At 52.2% G+C, this 17,123-nt stretch carries 20 protein-coding genes and 1 pseudogene; 10 read left to right on the forward strand and 11 right to left on the reverse strand.

Annotated features, from left to right (window positions below):
- Positions 1–27: 27 nt before the first annotated feature.
- The gene (locus tag EGO56_RS22610) at positions 28–159 is read left to right on the forward strand and encodes a hypothetical protein (protein WP_272949257.1); all 132 of its coding nucleotides are present in this window, start codon (positions 28–30) and stop codon (positions 157–159) included.
- A 37-nt stretch (positions 160–196) separates the two neighbouring features.
- Here the strand turns inward: EGO56_RS22610 and EGO56_RS09075 are convergent, their stop codons facing one another.
- From EGO56_RS09075 to EGO56_RS09085, 3 genes are read right to left on the reverse strand one after another with little or no spacing between them, the layout of a single operon-like run.
- Positions 197–625, reverse strand: a complete 429-nt coding sequence (locus EGO56_RS09075; protein WP_135908627.1) for a hypothetical protein — start codon at positions 623–625, stop codon at positions 197–199.
- Positions 603–1,019: a polymorphic toxin type 44 domain-containing protein gene (locus EGO56_RS09080; protein WP_135908629.1), complete on the reverse strand. Its 417-nt coding sequence runs from the start codon at positions 1,017–1,019 to the stop codon at positions 603–605. The genes EGO56_RS09075 and EGO56_RS09080 overlap by 23 nt, the downstream gene beginning before the upstream one ends.
- Positions 1,020–1,022: 3 nt before the next feature.
- A complete protein-coding gene (locus EGO56_RS09085; protein ID WP_135908631.1) occupies positions 1,023–1,508 on the reverse strand; it encodes an Hcp family type VI secretion system effector in 486 nt (161 codons plus the stop codon).
- Between the two features lie 435 nt (positions 1,509–1,943).
- Here EGO56_RS09085 and EGO56_RS09090 point away from each other — a divergent pair, with 435 nt between their 5' ends.
- On the forward strand, positions 1,944–3,179 hold the full coding sequence (locus tag EGO56_RS09090) for an MFS transporter (protein ID WP_135908633.1): 1,236 nt from the start codon (positions 1,944–1,946) through the stop codon (positions 3,177–3,179).
- A 55-nt stretch (positions 3,180–3,234) separates the two neighbouring features.
- On the opposite strand, the gene EGO56_RS09095 is transcribed toward EGO56_RS09090, so the two are convergent.
- The 3 genes and pseudogenes from EGO56_RS09095 to pspF all read right to left on the reverse strand — a co-directional run bounded on the left by EGO56_RS09095 (position 3,235) and on the right by pspF (position 5,868).
- Entirely contained in the window at positions 3,235–3,726 is a 492-nt protein-coding gene (locus EGO56_RS09095) for an Hcp family type VI secretion system effector (RefSeq protein WP_135908635.1), read from the reverse strand.
- A gap of 242 nt (positions 3,727–3,968) precedes the next feature.
- Positions 3,969–4,490: pseudogene (locus tag EGO56_RS09105) on the reverse strand (DUF2778 domain-containing protein).
- Positions 4,491–4,866: 376 nt separating this feature from the next.
- On the reverse strand, positions 4,867–5,868 hold the full coding sequence (pspF, locus tag EGO56_RS09110) for a phage shock protein operon transcriptional activator (RefSeq protein WP_135908639.1): 1,002 nt from the start codon (positions 5,866–5,868) through the stop codon (positions 4,867–4,869).
- 165 nt (positions 5,869–6,033) lie between these two features.
- On the opposite strand from pspF, the gene pspA reads away from it, so the two are divergent.
- The 6 genes from pspA to EGO56_RS09140 are packed head-to-tail and all read left to right on the forward strand — an operon-like array spanning position 6,034 to position 10,048.
- Positions 6,034–6,699 carry a phage shock protein PspA gene (gene pspA / locus EGO56_RS09115; protein WP_135908641.1) on the forward strand — a complete coding sequence of 222 codons (666 nt, stop codon included), beginning with the start codon at positions 6,034–6,036 and terminating at the stop codon, positions 6,697–6,699.
- A gap of 35 nt (positions 6,700–6,734) precedes the next feature.
- Positions 6,735–6,962 carry an envelope stress response membrane protein PspB gene (gene pspB / locus EGO56_RS09120; RefSeq protein ID WP_013357982.1) on the forward strand — a complete coding sequence of 76 codons (228 nt, stop codon included), beginning with the start codon at positions 6,735–6,737 and terminating at the stop codon, positions 6,960–6,962.
- Positions 6,959–7,309: an envelope stress response membrane protein PspC gene (gene pspC / locus EGO56_RS09125; RefSeq protein WP_013357981.1), complete on the forward strand. Its 351-nt coding sequence runs from the start codon at positions 6,959–6,961 to the stop codon at positions 7,307–7,309. The genes pspB and pspC overlap by 4 nt, the downstream gene beginning before the upstream one ends.
- 54 nt (positions 7,310–7,363) lie before the next feature.
- Positions 7,364–7,612: a phage shock protein PspD gene (pspD, locus tag EGO56_RS09130; protein WP_135908643.1), complete on the forward strand. Its 249-nt coding sequence runs from the start codon at positions 7,364–7,366 to the stop codon at positions 7,610–7,612.
- On the forward strand, positions 7,593–8,990 hold the full coding sequence (locus EGO56_RS09135; protein ID WP_135908645.1) for a YcjX family GTP-binding protein: 1,398 nt from the start codon (positions 7,593–7,595) through the stop codon (positions 8,988–8,990). The genes pspD and EGO56_RS09135 overlap by 20 nt, the downstream gene beginning before the upstream one ends.
- Positions 8,987–10,048 carry a YcjF family protein gene (locus EGO56_RS09140; RefSeq protein WP_135908646.1) on the forward strand — a complete coding sequence of 354 codons (1,062 nt, stop codon included), beginning with the start codon at positions 8,987–8,989 and terminating at the stop codon, positions 10,046–10,048. Before EGO56_RS09135 ends, EGO56_RS09140 begins: the two co-directional genes overlap by 4 nt.
- A 39-nt stretch (positions 10,049–10,087) precedes the next feature.
- Here EGO56_RS09140 and EGO56_RS09145 read toward each other — a convergent pair whose 3' ends face one another.
- From EGO56_RS09145 to EGO56_RS09155, 3 genes are read right to left on the reverse strand one after another with little or no spacing between them, the layout of a single operon-like run.
- Positions 10,088–11,509 carry a hypothetical protein gene (locus EGO56_RS09145; RefSeq protein WP_238349015.1) on the reverse strand — a complete coding sequence of 474 codons (1,422 nt, stop codon included), beginning with the start codon at positions 11,507–11,509 and terminating at the stop codon, positions 10,088–10,090.
- Positions 11,510–11,556: 47 nt separating this feature from the next.
- Complete coding sequence (locus EGO56_RS09150) at positions 11,557–12,507, reverse strand: glycosyltransferase family 2 protein (RefSeq protein ID WP_135908648.1); 951 nt, start codon at positions 12,505–12,507, stop codon at positions 11,557–11,559.
- The gene (locus EGO56_RS09155) at positions 12,507–12,863 is read right to left on the reverse strand and encodes a GtrA family protein (protein WP_135908650.1); all 357 of its coding nucleotides are present in this window, start codon (positions 12,861–12,863) and stop codon (positions 12,507–12,509) included. The genes EGO56_RS09150 and EGO56_RS09155 overlap by 1 nt, the downstream gene beginning before the upstream one ends.
- A 229-nt stretch (positions 12,864–13,092) precedes the next feature.
- Between EGO56_RS09155 and tyrR the strand changes: the two genes are divergently transcribed.
- The gene (tyrR, locus tag EGO56_RS09160; RefSeq protein ID WP_135908652.1) at positions 13,093–14,658 is read left to right on the forward strand and encodes a transcriptional regulator TyrR; all 1,566 of its coding nucleotides are present in this window, start codon (positions 13,093–13,095) and stop codon (positions 14,656–14,658) included.
- Between the two features lie 49 nt (positions 14,659–14,707).
- On the opposite strand, the gene tpx is transcribed toward tyrR, so the two are convergent.
- Positions 14,708–15,211: a thiol peroxidase gene (gene tpx, locus EGO56_RS09165; RefSeq protein ID WP_013357974.1), complete on the reverse strand. Its 504-nt coding sequence runs from the start codon at positions 15,209–15,211 to the stop codon at positions 14,708–14,710.
- A 146-nt stretch (positions 15,212–15,357) separates the two neighbouring features.
- Here tpx and ycjG point away from each other — a divergent pair, with 146 nt between their 5' ends.
- On the forward strand, positions 15,358–16,341 hold the full coding sequence (gene ycjG, locus EGO56_RS09170; protein ID WP_135908654.1) for an L-Ala-D/L-Glu epimerase: 984 nt from the start codon (positions 15,358–15,360) through the stop codon (positions 16,339–16,341).
- On the opposite strand, the gene mpaA is transcribed toward ycjG, so the two are convergent.
- Positions 16,316–17,023: a murein tripeptide amidase MpaA gene (gene mpaA / locus EGO56_RS09175; RefSeq protein ID WP_135908656.1), complete on the reverse strand. Its 708-nt coding sequence runs from the start codon at positions 17,021–17,023 to the stop codon at positions 16,316–16,318. The genes ycjG and mpaA overlap by 26 nt on opposite strands.
- Positions 17,024–17,123 lie beyond the last annotated feature (100 nt).

Genomic DNA, 17,123 nt, shown 5'->3' on the forward strand with positions numbered 1-17,123 from the left:
ATAACCGCTTTACAGATGATAATAAGAATGATTATTATTCACCTGCACTTCGACGGTGGCTCTGCCGAAGAAGAGCACGACATTGCTCACATTGCTTCCAGTGTTGTTGCCCGCCTTAATGGCGGGCTTTTTTTTCATTTGGGGTGGAAGCAGCAGTGAGGGAGAGAGGAGGCATTCACTGAATGAGCAGTCTGTCTCAAAAGGGAGAGGCGTTGAGGAACACCGGAACCGAATAAAGAACATCGTCAATACGAATGCCAGGCGAACTGTAAAATGCAAAAATCTCTCCTTTAACCCTCAGATAGACCGCCTTGTCCTGAACCCGTTTAAAAGCGTTACCATCAGAGGTAATCAGGAAAGGTTGCAGGTTGTCGGTTAGGTTTTCTTTAAAAGACTCATCGTTTCTGGATGCATCATAAAGATAAAAGCGATAAGAGAAGTCTGTTGTGGCCCCCGCACTGGCTTTAGTGATGTAAAGATTAATCCGGTTACTTATGTTTACTTTTTTAATAATCGACTGTTCCAGCGGTGACAATTTAGAGAGTTGCCAGCCTGTAAAGACAAATATTATCAGCATCAACACCAGTAACAGTAAACGCTTTTTAAAAACCGGAGCGTTTTGCATAGTCGATCCCTGCTCTTATCCAATATTGATCATCAGGATCATCGCCAAAAGGAGATGCCCCATACCAGTAATTAAATTCCTCTTTACTGGTTCCGGCCCTGCTTTGCGCCCAACCCGCAGCGCGAAGTAAAACCGCTTCTCTTATTCCAGCGGCATAACCCACAGCACCATAATGAAAGTTACCAAAATGCTCATATTGAGTCCCATACTGGAATTTGTAATCCCAGGGACCATGTCCTTTAACCTGGTTATAAAACCAGACATATGTAAGGGCTGACGGTCCTCTGTGAAAACGTGCAATCATCATATTGTTTATTAGAGAAACTCCAGGTGGCGTAAAAGATTCAATATCATAAGGCGGGGCTGGGGACGCAGCCAGAGCAGGATATCTCATGATTTATGCCTTATCATTCCAGCTATCTGAAAAAATAATATTACCATCACAATGCTTCCAGGTTATTTTCTCATAAGCAAACTCAACGCACTCCAGATGATTATGGTTTTCTTTTTCGGGATCTTTTGTGTCATGCATTATGGGCGAAATACCGACAACCTTGACATTTTCAAGTAGTATATTAAAATATTCTTCTTCCTGACCTGCATGGTTGATATTATACCATTTTAACTCGGCGGACATTAATGTCTTCCCTGTGGCTACAGCTTTATAAAGATAGGGAGAAGATGAATCGAACTCTTTTTGAACGATAATGGGTGCATGTTTTCTTGTGCCTGTTGGCTTGCCTGTCATTGAATCAGTGGGCAGTCTTAAGTTATGAGAAAAACCAGTTACTTCTACGCTTCCTTCTCTATCTTTAACATCTACCGAACCTTTGATGATCGCTCCGCCATCATCCTTCAGCCAGAGGTAAGCTGGGATAGCCATAGTAAAATCCTTTCAACTGTGAAGTAGTTTCCCTTTCGTACTGGTATTTAATGCCGGATTTATATATTTCTCAAATGCATATTTTAAAAATAGAGCGCATGATGATTGAGATCAAGTTTTACTTAGTGCTTATGTATTATTCAGCGCTTTGACATGCCACTGTTGTGTGATAAAAAAAGAAATGGACTAACTCATTCATATCAATCTGCTTCAAGTGTTACATCAATCATTAACTTTCCTGCTGTCATGTTTGTGTCATTGTATTTTATTCGGGTGCTAATCAGAAAGGTTGGAGAAACTTTTCATTCAACTTTTAAATGAGTTAATGTCAGCTGTCGCTCCGTGAATCTGATATGGGATAATGTAATGCTGTGCTTAACATTTGCAGAAACGCGGTTATCATAAGCCCAACCTCCGGCCATCACATTCCTGACAATGAATAAATTCCAGAAAAATGCTCAGGCTTTTCAGCATTCATCCTTTCGTTATCTCTTTTTCGGACGTCTGTTCACGGTACTGGGGAATGGGATTGCACCCATTGCGCTGGCCTTTGCGGTTCTGGATATTGGCGGCTCTGCCTCAGATTTAGGCGTAGTGGTGGCATCACGTTCTCTGTTCAACGTGCTGTTTCTGCTGGTGGGGGGTGTTATTGCCGACCGCTACTCTCGCAGTCGGGTATTAGTGATTTCAGCGGGGGTTGCGGCGGTTTCACAAGCAATCGTTGCCTGGTCTGTGCTCGATGGGTCAGCCACCTTAATCAGCCTTACTTTGCTGGGTGCCCTCAATGGAGCGGCAGCAGGCATCGCGCTGCCTGCTTCAGCTGCGCTGGTTCCACAGGTCGTGCCTGCAAAGCATCTGCGTCAGGCCAATGCTTTAATTCAGCTTGGTGTTTATGGTGGCACGGTGATGGGGGCATCGCTGGGAGGTGTTATCACCAGCGCTGTCGGACCGGGTTGGGGACTGGCAATTGATTCCCTGGGCTTTGCCGCTTCTGCACCCCTATATTTCTTCATTCGTGCGAGCGCAGAGAAGGCAGGAACCTTGCCGGGCAACATCCTGCAGGATTTAAAAGAAGGCTGGGCGGAATTTGCTGGACGAAGCTGGATTTGGTCGATAGTCGTCCAGTTCGCTGTTATCAATGTCGCTTTCAATGGCATTGTCGTGGTACTGGGCCCAATGATTGCTGACGCCTCATTCGGACGCACGCAGTGGGGGATAATTGTAGCCGCCCACAGTGCAGGGTTAATTGCGGGTTCTTTACTGGCCATGAAATGGCATCCACGTCGCGATCTCTTGACTGGCGCTATGCTGGCAGGACTTTACGCACTCCCGATATTTATGCTGAGCCAGAATGCAACAGCAATATGGCTGATAGCCGGGTTCTTTATTGCCGGCACTACATTAGGTCTGTTCGGCGTAATATGGGCGCACGCATTACAGACTCATATCCCACCGGATAAGCTCGCCCGCGTGTATGCCTATGATGCAATGGGTTCTTTTATTGCCATTCCCTTTGGACAGCTGGTAGCGGGTCCGCTGGCAGCACAATATGGTATGAGCAATGTGCTGCTGATGTCAGCGCTGGCCGTGATAATCGCTACGGCTGGCGTCGGACGGGTTCCCGCTATCCGGCAGCCTGAAAAGATGGGTGTTCAGCCGCGCAGTCTGTAAATGATATATTTCTGAAGGCCTGAACAGTCCGTTTGATACCGGACTGTTTTAACACCTAAAGCACAGGCCTTTCGTTCCATGCATCTGAGTAATGAATATTACCGTCGATAATTTTCCAGGTGATTTTTTCATACTGCAGACTCACACTTTCGATGTGATTCATCCTGTCGTTACCCGCTAATTTGACATTCGGGACGCCGCAGTTGACGCCGGTGATTTTTACATTTTCCATCAGGACGCTGTAATAGCAGACTTCCTGACCGGCGTCGTTAATATGGTAAAACTTAATCTCTGCGCTTTCGAGTGTCTGGCCGGTCGCGGCAGCTTTATAGAGATAGGGGGTAGAGCGGTCAACATCTTTTTCAATCATCATGCAAGAATGCTGACGCGTGCCGGTTATTTTGCCATTGGCGCTATCGACAGGCAGATTAATGCCATGACTCAGCCCGATGATTTCTATACTGCCTTCGCGGTCTTTCACATCCACGGATCCTTTGATATCTGCGCCGCCATCATCTTTAAGCCACATGTAGGGAGGAATTGGCATCTTACTTTCTCCTTATTTTTTTGATTAACGTCATTGTTACGAGGTAAAAAACGGTGCTGATAATCAATAAAATGATTAAATCTATATATGAATATGCATCATACATAGAATCAGCGCTTTCATTATCGTTAATAAATAACGCTAATTTCCTGGCCATTTCATAGTTAATGTAAAGCTCCGGCGTGGGTAAAATATGTCCAGCGCAAAAAATCAAAACTATAAAGTAGCCAATTTTAAATAATCTACGGACAACTTTTTTTATAGCCACCTGCTACTACCTCCACCCAACCGCGCGCCATGAGTGACCGTGTACAGGGAACATTAATAAGTGAAGTATTCATCAGGGCATTACGGATCATTGCAAAATCTGAATTGTTAGCAATGGTAATGCAGCCCTTAGACACGGTTCCAGGATGCAGGTGGAAATTACCCCGCATGACACCCTCAATCCATGTGTAATCATCTATCCCCCAGTCATCGCACCAGAGAGCAAACCAGTCAGTTCTACCGAACTCATGGCGACCGATCCGGCTATTCAGCCAATCATGTACCTCTGCTTTCTTTTGAGAGAGCCAGTTGCCCTCCTTACGATCAATAATCCAGTATTTACCTGGAGAAGTGGGGCCGTAGTTTGGGAATGCCGCGCAATTTGCATTGTTCTTTTAGGCTCCCAGCCCAGAGTGAGCCATAAAAACCCCGACGCCGTACAGATTAAACGGCGCATAATCAGCACCATTGAGAATCATTTTTCCATGCAGTGCCATGCTTAATCCTTAAGCCTGTTAAAATAACCGTTAATTAATCTTTAAAACGACAGGAATGATGCGTCTGAATGACTGAATTAAAATAAAACGCTTTTTTTCAAAAGTAAATGGTCGGGCGGGTCATATTGGTTTGCGCATTGACTGAGTTAACATGTAATTCACATTGATCAGTGCAAATATGTGAAATCGAGATTCATAGCCACTTATTCATATTACAGGAAAGAGTATTGTCAGGAAGGCTGGAGTCATTCTTTCAGACAGTGCTGACTTTTATCAGCCTTAATTCTGATATGGGCAAGGAGCCTTGCCCATAAATCAGTTGCCTCGCGTAAGGCAATGTTTTACCGGGAAGAGAGTATAAATCCTATAATATGGATTAACTCTCAGCCTTTATATCGTGCTTTTTCATCATCGCGCGCAGCTGATGGTAAGTAACGCCTAATAATCCGGCGGCGCGGCGCTGGTTGTAACGAGCCTGGTGCAGGCTGGCATCGACCAGATCCCGCTCCTGCTGATTCTGCCATTGACGCAGATCCAGCGGCAGGGCAGGCAGGCCGCCGCTCTCCGTCTCCTGACTGGAGCGCGGGAGCACAACCGGTTCGGATCGTGAAGCGAACGGATTAATAATGACATTATCCAGCGGCAGCTCGCTGCTGTTGTGACGATAGACGGAGCGCTCAACCACGTTTTTTAGCTCGCGAACATTGCCGGGCCAGTGATAATCAAGCAGGGCTTGCTGCGCTTTAGCGGTAAAGCCGGGAAACAGCAACAGGCCAAGCTCGCGGCACATCTGAATCGCAAAATGCTCGGCCATCACCAGAATATCACTGCGGCGTTCGCGCAGTGGCGGCAACTGCACCACATCAAAGGCAAGACGATCCAGCAAATCGGCGCGGAATTTCCCTGCCGCTGCCAGGGCGGGCAAATCTTCGTTGGTGGCGCAGACCAGCCGTACGTTAACCTGCAAGGCATGATTGCCGCCCACGCGCTCCAGCTGGCCGTACTCAATTACCCTGAGCAGTTTTTCCTGCACCAGCATCGGTGCGGTTGCCAGCTCATCCAGAAACAGCGTACCGCCGTCAGCACGCTCAAAACGTCCCAGATGGCGCTTCTGTGCGCCGGTAAAGGCGCCGGCTTCATGACCAAACAGCTCAGAGTCGAGCAGATTCTCATTCAGCGCGGCGCAGTTCAGCGAGATAAACGGTCCCTGCCAGCGGTCAGAGAGATAGTGTAGCCGGCTGGCGATCAGCTCTTTACCCGTGCCGCGCTCGCCAATCACCATTACCGGTTTCTCAAGGGGAGCCAGTTTTGAAACCTGCTCCAGTACCTCCAGAAAATTATTAGACTCACCCAGCAGATTATCATTCGTGCCTGTCATGATGAATTTCGCTACCCCTTAATCATTTTGACTATCTTAAAACATGGCGAAAAGCCTGTAAAATTTAAAATGTGATTTAAATCAAAAAGATAAAAAGTTGGCACGCATATTGTATTAATCAGGCAGGACATCACGTTTTAAAACATTAAAAAGAGGAACATCATCATGGGTATTTTTTCTCGTTTCGCTGACATCGTAAATGCCAACATTAATTCCCTGCTGGAGCGCGCAGAAGATCCACAAAAACTGGTCCGCCTGATGATTCAGGAAATGGAAGACACCTTAGTTGAAGTACGCTCTACCTCTGCGCGGTCGCTGGCTGAAAAGAAACAGTTGTCACGCCGTATTGAGCAGGCTGAGCTGCAGCAGGCCGACTGGCAGGAAAAAGCGGAGCTGGCGCTGCGCAAAGACAAAGACGATCTGGCGCGTTCGGCGCTGATTGAAAAACAGAAACTCACCGACCTGATCGTCTCCCTGAAACAGGAAGTGGGCCAGGTTGAAGAGACGCTGGAACGCATGAAAGGCGAAATCAGCGAGCTGGAGAAAAAACTGACCGAAACACGTGCCCGTCAGCAGGCGTTAACCCTGCGTCATCAGGCGGCTTCTTCATCACGCGATGTGCGTCGTCAGCTCGACAGCGGCAAAATCGACGAAGCGATGGCCCGGTTTGAATCTTTTGAACGTCGCATTGACCACATGGAAGCGGAAGCTGAAAGCCACGGTTTTGGTAAACCGAAAACCCTGGACCAGCAGTTTACTGACCTGAAAGCGGATGATGAAATCAGCCAGCAGCTTAATGCGCTGAAAGCCAAAATGAACCGCAGTGAGTAATCATCGACGTTGCGATAAGTGATTAAGGAGAGTCAATGAGCGCACTTTTTCTCGCCATACCGCTAACGATCTTCGTGCTGTTTGTCGCACCGATCTGGTTATGGCTGCATTACAGCAACAAACGCAACGGCGGTTCGGAACTGTCGCAAAGCGAAATCCAGCGGCTGCAGCGCGTCACGCAGGATGCGCAGCGGATGCGTGAACGTATTGACGCGCTGGAAGCGATTCTGGACGCTGAGCATCCCAACTGGAGGCAGCCATGATGAAAGGTCGTAAGTTATGGCGCAAGCCTGATGAAGGTAAGCTGATGGGCGTCTGCGCGGGTCTGGCGGAGTATCTCGACATCCCGGTTCGCCTGCTGCGGGTTATTGTGGTGTTATCGCTGTTCTTTGGACTGTTTGTCTTTACGGTGATCGCCTACTTCGTGCTGGGTTTTGTGCTGGATGAGAAGCCTGCCAACGCCAGTGACGGCGAACGCCAGCCAACCGCCAGCGAGTTGCTGGATCAGCTGGAGAGCACCCTGCAACGGGATGAGCGCAATGTGCGCGACCTGGAGCGCTATGTCACGTCTGAAACCTTCAGCGTGCGCAGCCGCTTCCGCCAGATTTAATTCTGCTATTGCCGGGCCTGTTTCAGGCCCGAACGCTGGCTCAATGGAGGTTTAATGTCTTTTTCGCGATCCACTGCTTTTCGTCACCGCGCGGCACCTGCATTGAAGTCGGCGGCTAAATTCATCATTATCAATGCTGTTACCTACGGTCCCGCTGGTGTGACTGGCTGGGCGGTGAAATCGGTAGCGCGACGCCCGTTACGTCTGTTGCTGGCTGTGGCACTGGAGCCACTGCTGAAACGCGTAATGAACCGGGTGGCTTCGCGCTTCATCAGGGAGAACGATGAAAAGACTACAAACTGAATTAGTGGCGTTGATGAACCGTGGCGTCGATCGCCACCTGCGGCTGGCGGTAACCGGCTTAAGCCGCAGCGGTAAAACCGCTTTTATAACCTCACTGGTTAATCAGCTTTTAACGGTTCACAGCGGCGCACGTTTGCCGCTGTTTTCCGTTGTGCGGGATGAACGCCTGTTGGGCGTAAAACGGGTACCACAGCGTGACATGGGCACGGCACGTTTTACCTACGACGAAGGCCTGGCTCAGCTCTACAGCACGCCACCTGCCTGGCCCACGCCAACCCGCGGCGTCAGCGAAATGCGTCTTGCGCTGCGCTACCGGCCCAATGATTCACTGCTGCGCCACCTGAAAGAGACGGCGACGCTCTATCTTGAGATTGTCGACTATCCCGGCGAATGGCTGCTGGATCTGCCGATGCTGGCGCAGGATTACCTCGCCTGGTCCCGACTGATGAACGGTCTGCTGCAGGGCGACCGCGCTGAGTGGGCTAAGCCGTGGCGCGCACTCTGCGAAAAACTCGACCCGCTTGCCCCCGCCGATGAAACCCAGCTGGCGGAAATTGCTGCCGCCTGGACCGACTACCTGCATCGCTGTAAAATGGAAGGCTTACACTTTATTCAGCCCGGCCGCTTCGTGCTGCCTGGCGATATGGCCGGTGCGCCTGCGCTGCAGTTCTTCCCCTGGCCGACCTCTGATGAGGCGCAACTGACTAAACTGGCGCAGGCGGACAAAGGCAGTAACTTCAGCATGCTGCAGCAGCGTTTTAACTACTATTGCCAGCATGTGGTGAAAGGCTTCTATAAGAATCACTTCCTGCGGTTTGATCGCCAGATTGTACTGGTTGACTGCCTGCAGCCGCTGAATAGCGGTCCCCAGGCGTTTAACGATATGCGGCTGGCGCTTACGCAACTGATGCAGAGTTTTCATTACGGTCAGCGCACCCTGTTCCGCAGGCTGTTCTCACCGGTAATCGACAAATTACTCTTTGCCGCTACCAAGGCGGACCACATTACCAGCGATCAGCATGGCAACATGGTCTCCCTGCTGCAGCAACTGGTGCAGGATGCCTGGCAAAACGCGGCGTTTGAAGGCATCAGTATGGACTGCATCGGGCTGGCGTCGGTGCAGGCGACGCAGAGCGGGCTGGTCGATCACCGTGGCGAGAAGATCCCGGCCCTGCGCGGTCATCGTCTGACCGATGGCGAGCCGCTCACCGTCTATCCCGGCGAATTACCGCCGCGCCTGCCCGGTAATGCCTTCTGGCAGCAGCAGGGCTTTCAGTTTGAACAGTTCCGGCCGCAGCAGCTCGACGTTGATCGTCCGCTGCCGCATATCCGCATGGATGCCGCGCTGGAATTTTTATTGGGAGATAAATTGCGATGAACGATCCGCTGAAGCCGCGTATCGATTTTGCCCGTCCGCTGGATGAGAGCAGCACGACGCCGCTGCGCCCGGCGCAGACCTTTGAAGCCGAAGCGCAGGCTGCATTTCTGGCGGTGCAGGATGAGGATGCCGCCGTTGAAGAGGAGGGCGCAGGTGAGCGGGCGGTGGAAGCCGCGCTGAAGCCTAAGCGCAGTCTGTGGCGTAAAATGGTGACGGCAGGCGCACTGCTGTTTGGCGTCAGCGTGATTGCACAGGGTGTACAGTGGACGCACGATGCCTGGCTGGCCCGCGACTGGTTTTCGCTGGGCAGCGGCGTGGCAGGTGGCCTGATTGTGCTGGCGGGTGTGGGTGCGCTGACCACCGAGTGGCGTCGCCTCTATCAGTTGCGTCAGCGCGCGGAAGAGCGGGATGTGGGCCGCGAGCTGCTGCACAGTCATGGCATCGGCAAAGGCCGCGCATTCTGCGAAAAGCTGGCGCAGCAGGCGGAGCTGGATCAGGCGCATCCGGCCCTGCAGCGCTGGCATGCTTCACTGCATGAAACCCACAATGACAGTGAAATTGTCCGTTTATATGCACAGCTGGTGCAGCCAGTGCTGGATCGCCAGGCGCGACGCGAGATCAGCCGTCATGCAGCGGAAGCCACACTGATGATTGCGGTCAGCCCGCTGGCGCTGGTGGATATGGCGTTTATCGCCTGGCGTAATCTGCGGCTGGTCAACCGTATCGCGGCAATCTATGGCATCGAGCTGGGCTACTTCAGCCGCATCCGGCTATTCCGTCTGGTGCTGCTTAATATGGCCTTTGCCGGCGCGTCTGAGCTGGTGCGGGAAGTGGGTATGGACTGGATGTCGCAGGATATCGCCGCCCGGCTTTCCACGCGTGCCGCGCAGGGTATTGGTGCAGGTTTATTAACCGCCAGACTGGGTATCAAAGCGATGGAGCTTTGCCGTCCGTTGCCCTGGCTGGAGCAGGATAAGCCAAGGCTCGGCGACTTTCGTCGTGAACTGCTGGGGCAGATGAAAGAGGCGCTGCAGAAGGGCGGCAATAAGTCAGCCTGAATCTCTGTTGGATGATAAAGGCGGCCTGGCCGCCTTTTTTTAGTGTGGCTGGCGCAGGACCTGCCTCGAATCGATAATCAGGCATTTACCCGGACACGCCGCTTCATCGGTGATAACCGGATTCGCTGGCAGCGTAAAGGCCATTCCGTTTTTCTCCCGGATAAAATGCGCCATCCCGGCGAATGTCCATGACATGCTCAGCCCAAGCCCACCGAAATCATCATATTTTCGTAACGTCGCAACCTTCGGCAAATACTCGCCAGTCAGGCGATAATAGAGTGCGCCATTGAAATCTTTCGGCACCTGCTGAATGATCGCCTGATCGAGCAGGGCAAACTCTTTGCGAGCCGGAACTGAATAACCGTTGATCAGATGGCTTATCGTCAGCGAGCCAGCCACTATCACCAGCAGCGCATAGAATGGCTTTTTCCATTTTAACTTTTTGCTGATTTCAAACAGGCCGAGAATAAATGCGCTGGTGGTTATCAGCGCACCGGCAATCAATGTCCGGTAAGCGGCCATGCTTTCGCTGACAATCAGATTAGGCAGTGCGGCAATCAGCAGTAAGACAAACATCAGATAAAATTTGTCGTTGCCCGCGGCTTTAATTTTCTTCAGGCCAAAACCAATAATGATCGAAGAAATGATCACCGATACCGTTTTTGCGCCGAGGTCAAAGTTGCAGATCACGTTCTTCAGGTATTCGGTAAAAAACCATTTCAGTTTAACCAGGATGTCGTAGCTGAATGCCGAGCGTGGCAGCGTATGACCATAAAGCTGGACGGGCAGCACCTTCGAGGCGATTAGCGCTGCAAACATGCCTGCGCCCAGCACCATCAGTGAGATGAGCGCCTGTTTCTTATCAATTTTCCGCACGGAAAAGCAGAGGTGCAGCGCAGCAAAGAAGGTAAAGCTCATCGCAGCCGGTTGATAGAGACAGAAAGCGATTGTCAGCAGGCAGAATGCTGACAGGCGGGCGGGGATGCCCGGTTTAATCGACCAACGGTAGCTGGCACTCGCCAGTAAAATCGCAGCGATATAGGGGAAACAGGATGCCCATGCAACGTAAACCTGGAATGAAGGGAGCAGACAAAGCAATAATGCAAAAGTAATTCGCTGAGCCTGATTCTCCAGCAGTGCCTCTTTCTGACACAGGCTGTAGATGTAATACCCGGTAAAAATAAGCAAAACAATCGCGACTGAACGCAGCAGTGCCAGCTTTTCTACGCTCTCCACCAGAAATGAGGCGCTGTACTGAATGATCCCATACACCGGCCTGCCGGATAACGTATCCCAGTTTAAAATACTCAGCCTGTCAAAGTTAGCCCAGTAGAGATTCGTCCAGTCATCGGTATAGGCGTACTGGGTTAAATAAGCAGGGCTGTAAGCAATCAGAAAAACTACCGCAATAAGTAAAAAAACCTTACGACGTGTCAGTCCGGTATCAGTGGCGAACATCATTCATCCTTTTTTAATCTGGCCATCTTCTCTGCGTCTGAACGGGCAGTTTAATCCGTGTTCTGAGGCGGGTTTAGTCTGGTCGTCGCGGATTTTCGCAAAATATAGCGAGGCCGGTTTTTGGTTTCCATATAGATGCGGCCAATATATTCACCCAACACGCCAATGCCAATAAGCTGAACCCCACCGAGAAACAGCACCGAAACCAGAATAGAGGGGTAACCCGGCACCGGATTACCAAACAGCAGTTTATCCACGATCATCCAGAGTCCATACAGGAAGGCCAGCGAGGCCACCAGAAAGCCCAGATATGACCAGATGCGTAGCGGAACGGTTGAGAATGAGGTCAGTCCCTCCAGCGCAAGATTCCACAGCTTCCAGCCGCCGAATTTACTGCGGCCTGCGATCCGCTCAGTGCGCACATATTCCACGATGTCCGTCTGTCCGCCGACCCAGCTCAGAATGCCCTTCATAAAGAGATTCTTCTCGGGCAGCAGCTTAATGTTCTCAACCACTTCACGTGACATCAGCCGGAAATCACCGACGTTCTCCTCTATCTGCGGATCGCTGATGCTGTTGTGCAGTTTATAAAACCAGTGCGCTGTTTTACGTTTGAGGTGACCATCGGCACGTCTGTCAATCCGCTTGGCTAACACGATATCAGCGCCTGCCTGCCATTTACGGATCATGTCGGGAATAATCGTGATCGGATCCTGCAAATCCACATCAATCGGGATCACGGCCTCGCCGGTGGCGGCTTCCAGGCCGGCAAACAGTGCCGGTTCCTTGCCGAAATTACGAATAAACGACAGACTGCGCACCAGCGGATCGCGCTGGCTCAGCTGGGATATCAGTTTATAGGTTGCGTCTGTGCTGCCATCATCGATAAAAACAATCTCAACCTGCCACTCTGCCAGCGCTTCATATTTTCTGACCGCATCATAAAAAAGAGGGATAACCTCCTCTTCATTAAATACCGGCACCACCAAAGAGATTTTCATTATTCTCCCTTGAAGACGATAAAGCGGGAAAAAAGAAAGCCACACACCAGGCTGATAGCCGATGAGGTGACAAGGGTAATAATCGGATAGAGGCCTAATCGATCGGCCAGATAACCCACGCTGAATGCCATCGCACCCATAAAAACGACGTAAAGAATATAACGCCACGCGGTCGCCTGCTGTTTAAAGGTCCAGCGCGCATTCACAAAGAAAGAGAAGGTAACGGCCATGCAAAAGGCAATCAGGTTAGCGGTCGACTGCATGAGACCCAGGCTCAGGACGATGAAAAAGGTCACCCAGTGAATCAGGGTATTAACCATACCCACAGTCAGATATTTTGCGAAGAAAGTCAGCATTTTATAATCAATTCTAATCAGTTATGAAAAATATACCCTGGTTAGCCCGCAATCAACAGTCCGGTGCTGACAAAGACTGACATTCAACCGGCAATGACAGTCGACAGCAGGTCCGTACAAAAGTCCACCATACGCGCTGTAACTGTCAACATTTCCTGACAGATACCTTTCTGCAGGTGCGCCACATAGCGTATTATTGTTTTATCTGAACCTGATTAAGGCGAACGCAATGCGTCTGGAAGTGTTCTGTCAGGACCGTATCGGTCTGACGCGTGAACTGCTTGACCTGCTGGTGGCACGCAACATTGATTTACGCGGTATCGAAATCACGGCGCTGGGCCGCATCTACCTGAACTTTTCAGCACTGGAATTTGACGCCTTCAGTAATCTGATGGCGGAAATCCGCCGTACACCCGGCGTAACAGATGTGCGCACGGTGACGTACATGCCCTCTGAACGGGAGCATCGCGCGCTGAGTGCGCTGCTGGTGGCGATGCCGGATCCGGTTTTCTCCATCGACCTGAAAAGCAAGGTTGAGCTGGCCAATCCGGCCGCTCAGAACCTGTTTAATCTCGATGAAGAGAAGATGCGCAACTTTAGCGCCGGTCATCTGATTAACGGCTTTAATTTCCTGCGCTGGCTGGAGAGCGATCGGGTTGAGGCGCAGGCCCAGCATGTCGTCATTGAGGGGCGTGATTTTCTGATGGAAGCGCGTCCTATCTATCTGCCGGGTGAAGAGGGCCAGAGTGACAGGCCGGTTGGGGCGATGGTAATGCTGAAGTCGACAGCCCGCATGGGCCGACAGTTGCAGAATCTGGTGGTCACCGACGAATCGGAGTTTGACCATATCATTGCCGTCACGCCGAAGATGCGTCAGGTCGTTGATCAGGCGCGCAAACTGGCGATGCTCGATGCGCCGCTACTGATTGTTGGCGACACCGGCACCGGGAAAGATATGCTGGCACGCGCCTGCCATCTGCGTAGTGCCCGCGGAAAAAATCCTTTCCTGGCGCTGAACTGTGCCTCTCTGCCCGACGACGTGGCGGAAAGCGAGCTGTTTGGTCATGCTGCCGGCGCTTATCCGAATGCGCTGGAAGGCAAGAAAGGCTTTTTCGAGCAGGCCAATGGCGGATCGGTTCTGCTGGATGAGATTGGCGAGATGTCGCCAAGAATGCAGACGAAGCTACTGCGTTTTCTGAATGACGGCACTTTCCGTCGCGTCGGTGAAGAGCATGAAGTGCATGTCAATGTGCGGGTGATCTGCGCCACGCAGAAGAACCTGATTGAACTGGTGCAGCGCGGGGAGTTCCGCGAGGATCTCTTCTACCGTCTCAATGTGCTGACGCTGCAGCTGCCACCGTTGCGCGACCGTCCACAGGATATTCTGCCACTGACCGAGATGTTTGTGGCCCGCTTTGCGGATGAGCAGGGGATGGCGCGTCCGCGTCTCTCGCCACAGCTCAATGCGTTTCTGACCCGTTATGCCTGGCCTGGCAACGTGCGTCAGCTAAAAAATTCCCTTTACCGCGCATTAACGCAGCTGGAAGGCTACGAACTGCGTCCGCAGGATATCGTGTTGCCTGAACAGGCGCTGGATGTGTCACTGGGGGATGAGGCGCTGGAAGGCACGCTGGATCAGATCACCAGCCGTTTCGAACGTTCAATTCTGACGCGGCTTTATCTCTCATATCCCAGCACCCGAAAACTGGCAAAACGGCTGGGCGTGTCGCACACCGCGATTGCCAATAAGCTGCGGGAATATGGTCTGGGGCAGAAGCGCAACGAAAGCGAATAAGCGGCAAACAGAAGGTGAAAGCGGATAACCGGGTTATCCGCTTTTTTTATTACTTCAGCGCGGCCAGCGCAGCGTCGTAATCAGGCTCAGTGGTGATTTCATCCACCAGCTGGCTGTAGATCACTTTATCGTTCTCATCCAGCACGATCACTGCACGAGCAGTCAGACCTTCCAGCGCACCATCGGCAATTTCCACGCCATAATCATATTTAAACTCTGAGCCGCGCAGCGTCGACAGGGTCACTACGTTGCTCAGGTTTTCTGCGCCACAGAAACGTGACTGGGCAAACGGCAGATCCGCAGAAATACACAGCACCACCGTATTATTCAGTTCGCTCGCGGCCTGATTGAATTTGCGCACTGATGAAGCACAGACGCCGGTATCAACACTCGGGAAAATGTTCAGAATTTTGCGTTTTCCTGCATACTCAGAGAGCGCAACGTTGACCAGGTTTTTAGCGACCAGCGTGAAAGCTTTGGCTTTATCGCCAGCCTGAGGAAACTGACCAGCAACCGGTACGGCGTTACCCTGAAAATGAACAGTCTGAGACATAGTGATTCCTTTTGATGAGAAAAAATATCCAACACAAAACGGCTAAAGATAGCCGTTGTTTATGACATAAATGTTAAGGGTTTACGAGTTCAATTGTTGAATTTGACGTGGCGGTCTGCCACTACGTCCTGCATTGTGGAGTGGAAATGAGAACGGTAAAAAGTTATCCCGAAGCCTGGCCATTGCATACGCCGTTTGTCATTGCCCGTGGAACGCGAACCGAAGTCAAAGTGGTGGTGGTTGAAATTGAGGAAGACGGCGTCAAAGGCGTCGGAGAAGCGACGCCTTATGCGCGCTACGGTGAAAGCGAAGCCTCGGTGCTGGCGCAAATCGCCACGCTGCTGCCCGCGCTGCAACAGGGCATGACGCGCGAAGCGCTGCAACAGGCACTGCCTGCTGGTGCTGCACGCAACGCCATTGACAGCGCACTGTGGGATCTCGCCGCACATCAGCAGCAGAGCAGCCTCTGGCAGCTTAGCGGCGTTAGCGCGCCTGAGGATGTGGTTACCGCACAGACCGTCAGTATCGATACCCCGGAGGCGATGGCCAGCAGCGCACTGGCGCTGTGGCAGCATGGTGCAACGCTGCTGAAGGTTAAGCTGGACGATGATTTCATCACCGAACGCCTGATGGCGATCCGCGCCGCCGTGCCGGACGCGACGCTGATTGTGGATGCGAATGAGTCATGGCACGCCGAAGGCCTGGCGGCACGTTGTCAGCTGCTGGCCGATATCAATGTCGCGATGCTGGAGCAGCCTCTGCCCGCGGATGAGGATGCGGCACTGGAGAACTTTATCCATCCGTTACCAATCTGCGCGGATGAGAGCTGTCATACCCGCGAAAGCCTGGCGGCACTACGAGGTCGCTATGAGATGGTCAACATTAAGCTGGATAAAACGGGCGGGCTGACCGAGGCGCTGGCGCTGGCCGATGCGGCTCAGCAGCAGGGTTTTACGGTGATGCTGGGCTGCATGCTTTGTACCTCGCGGGCGATACGCGCTGCGTTGCCGCTGGTGCCGCAGACCCGCTTCGCCGATCTCGACGGGCCAACCTGGCTGGCGGTCGATGCAGAACCGGCGATCAACGTGCGCAACGGTCAGCTGATTATTGCTGCCAGCGCAGCAGATTGACCATCATCTCAAGGTAAGTCTCTGTGGCTTCATCCACGGAAATCACCGGCATTTCAGCGGTGACGCAGGGCAGACTGAGATCGTGACACCAGCTGCCGAATGAGCCTGGCGTGTCATAGCCGACGCTGCTGACGCGGGGAAGGCCGGTGTGGCTGGCCAGCCAGCCGCCAATCTCCACCTGATGCGGATCGTCAATGCAGCCCAGCGGTTCATGCCATGAAACGATCCAGCACGGCTTAAGCTGATGAATCAGGGCACAGAGCGCCTGGGTTTCCGGTTCAGAGCCCGGATGCGTGCCGGTTGAGAGGGCCACATCACGCGCATCGGCCGCGCTGTTCCAGCGATACACCGTCTCGCCTGACTGCCAGTTTGCTGCCGGGAAGTTACGGTTGAGATCGACGCCATTTGCGTTAGCGCGCAGCCCAAGCTGACAGCCATCCGGATTGACCGCTAATACCACATGGTGCCGACGCATGCCGTCGGGCAGCGTGCGTAATGCGGCGGAGAGCGTCGCGATGGCCGCATTCTCATCACCGTGGGTGCCGGCAAGGATCAGACCGCTGTCAGGGTCGCCGAGCGGAGCCGGAAACCACAGCAGCGGTGCGCCCAGCACAGAGCGGCCATACTGCTGATAGGGAACGTCAAGTTTGCCCCGCAGGGGTCGCGGATGGAGTGTTGACATACTCATTTCCTCAAAGGGTTTTACTCAAAGTAGCGGAAAAGCCGTGCGCGGAAAATAGCTATTTATCTGTCAGCCATTTGCGCTAAAGTGCCCTGCACAA

The organism is Pantoea vagans, assembly GCF_004792415.1.
Lineage (GTDB): Bacteria > Pseudomonadota > Gammaproteobacteria > Enterobacterales > Enterobacteriaceae > Pantoea > Pantoea vagans.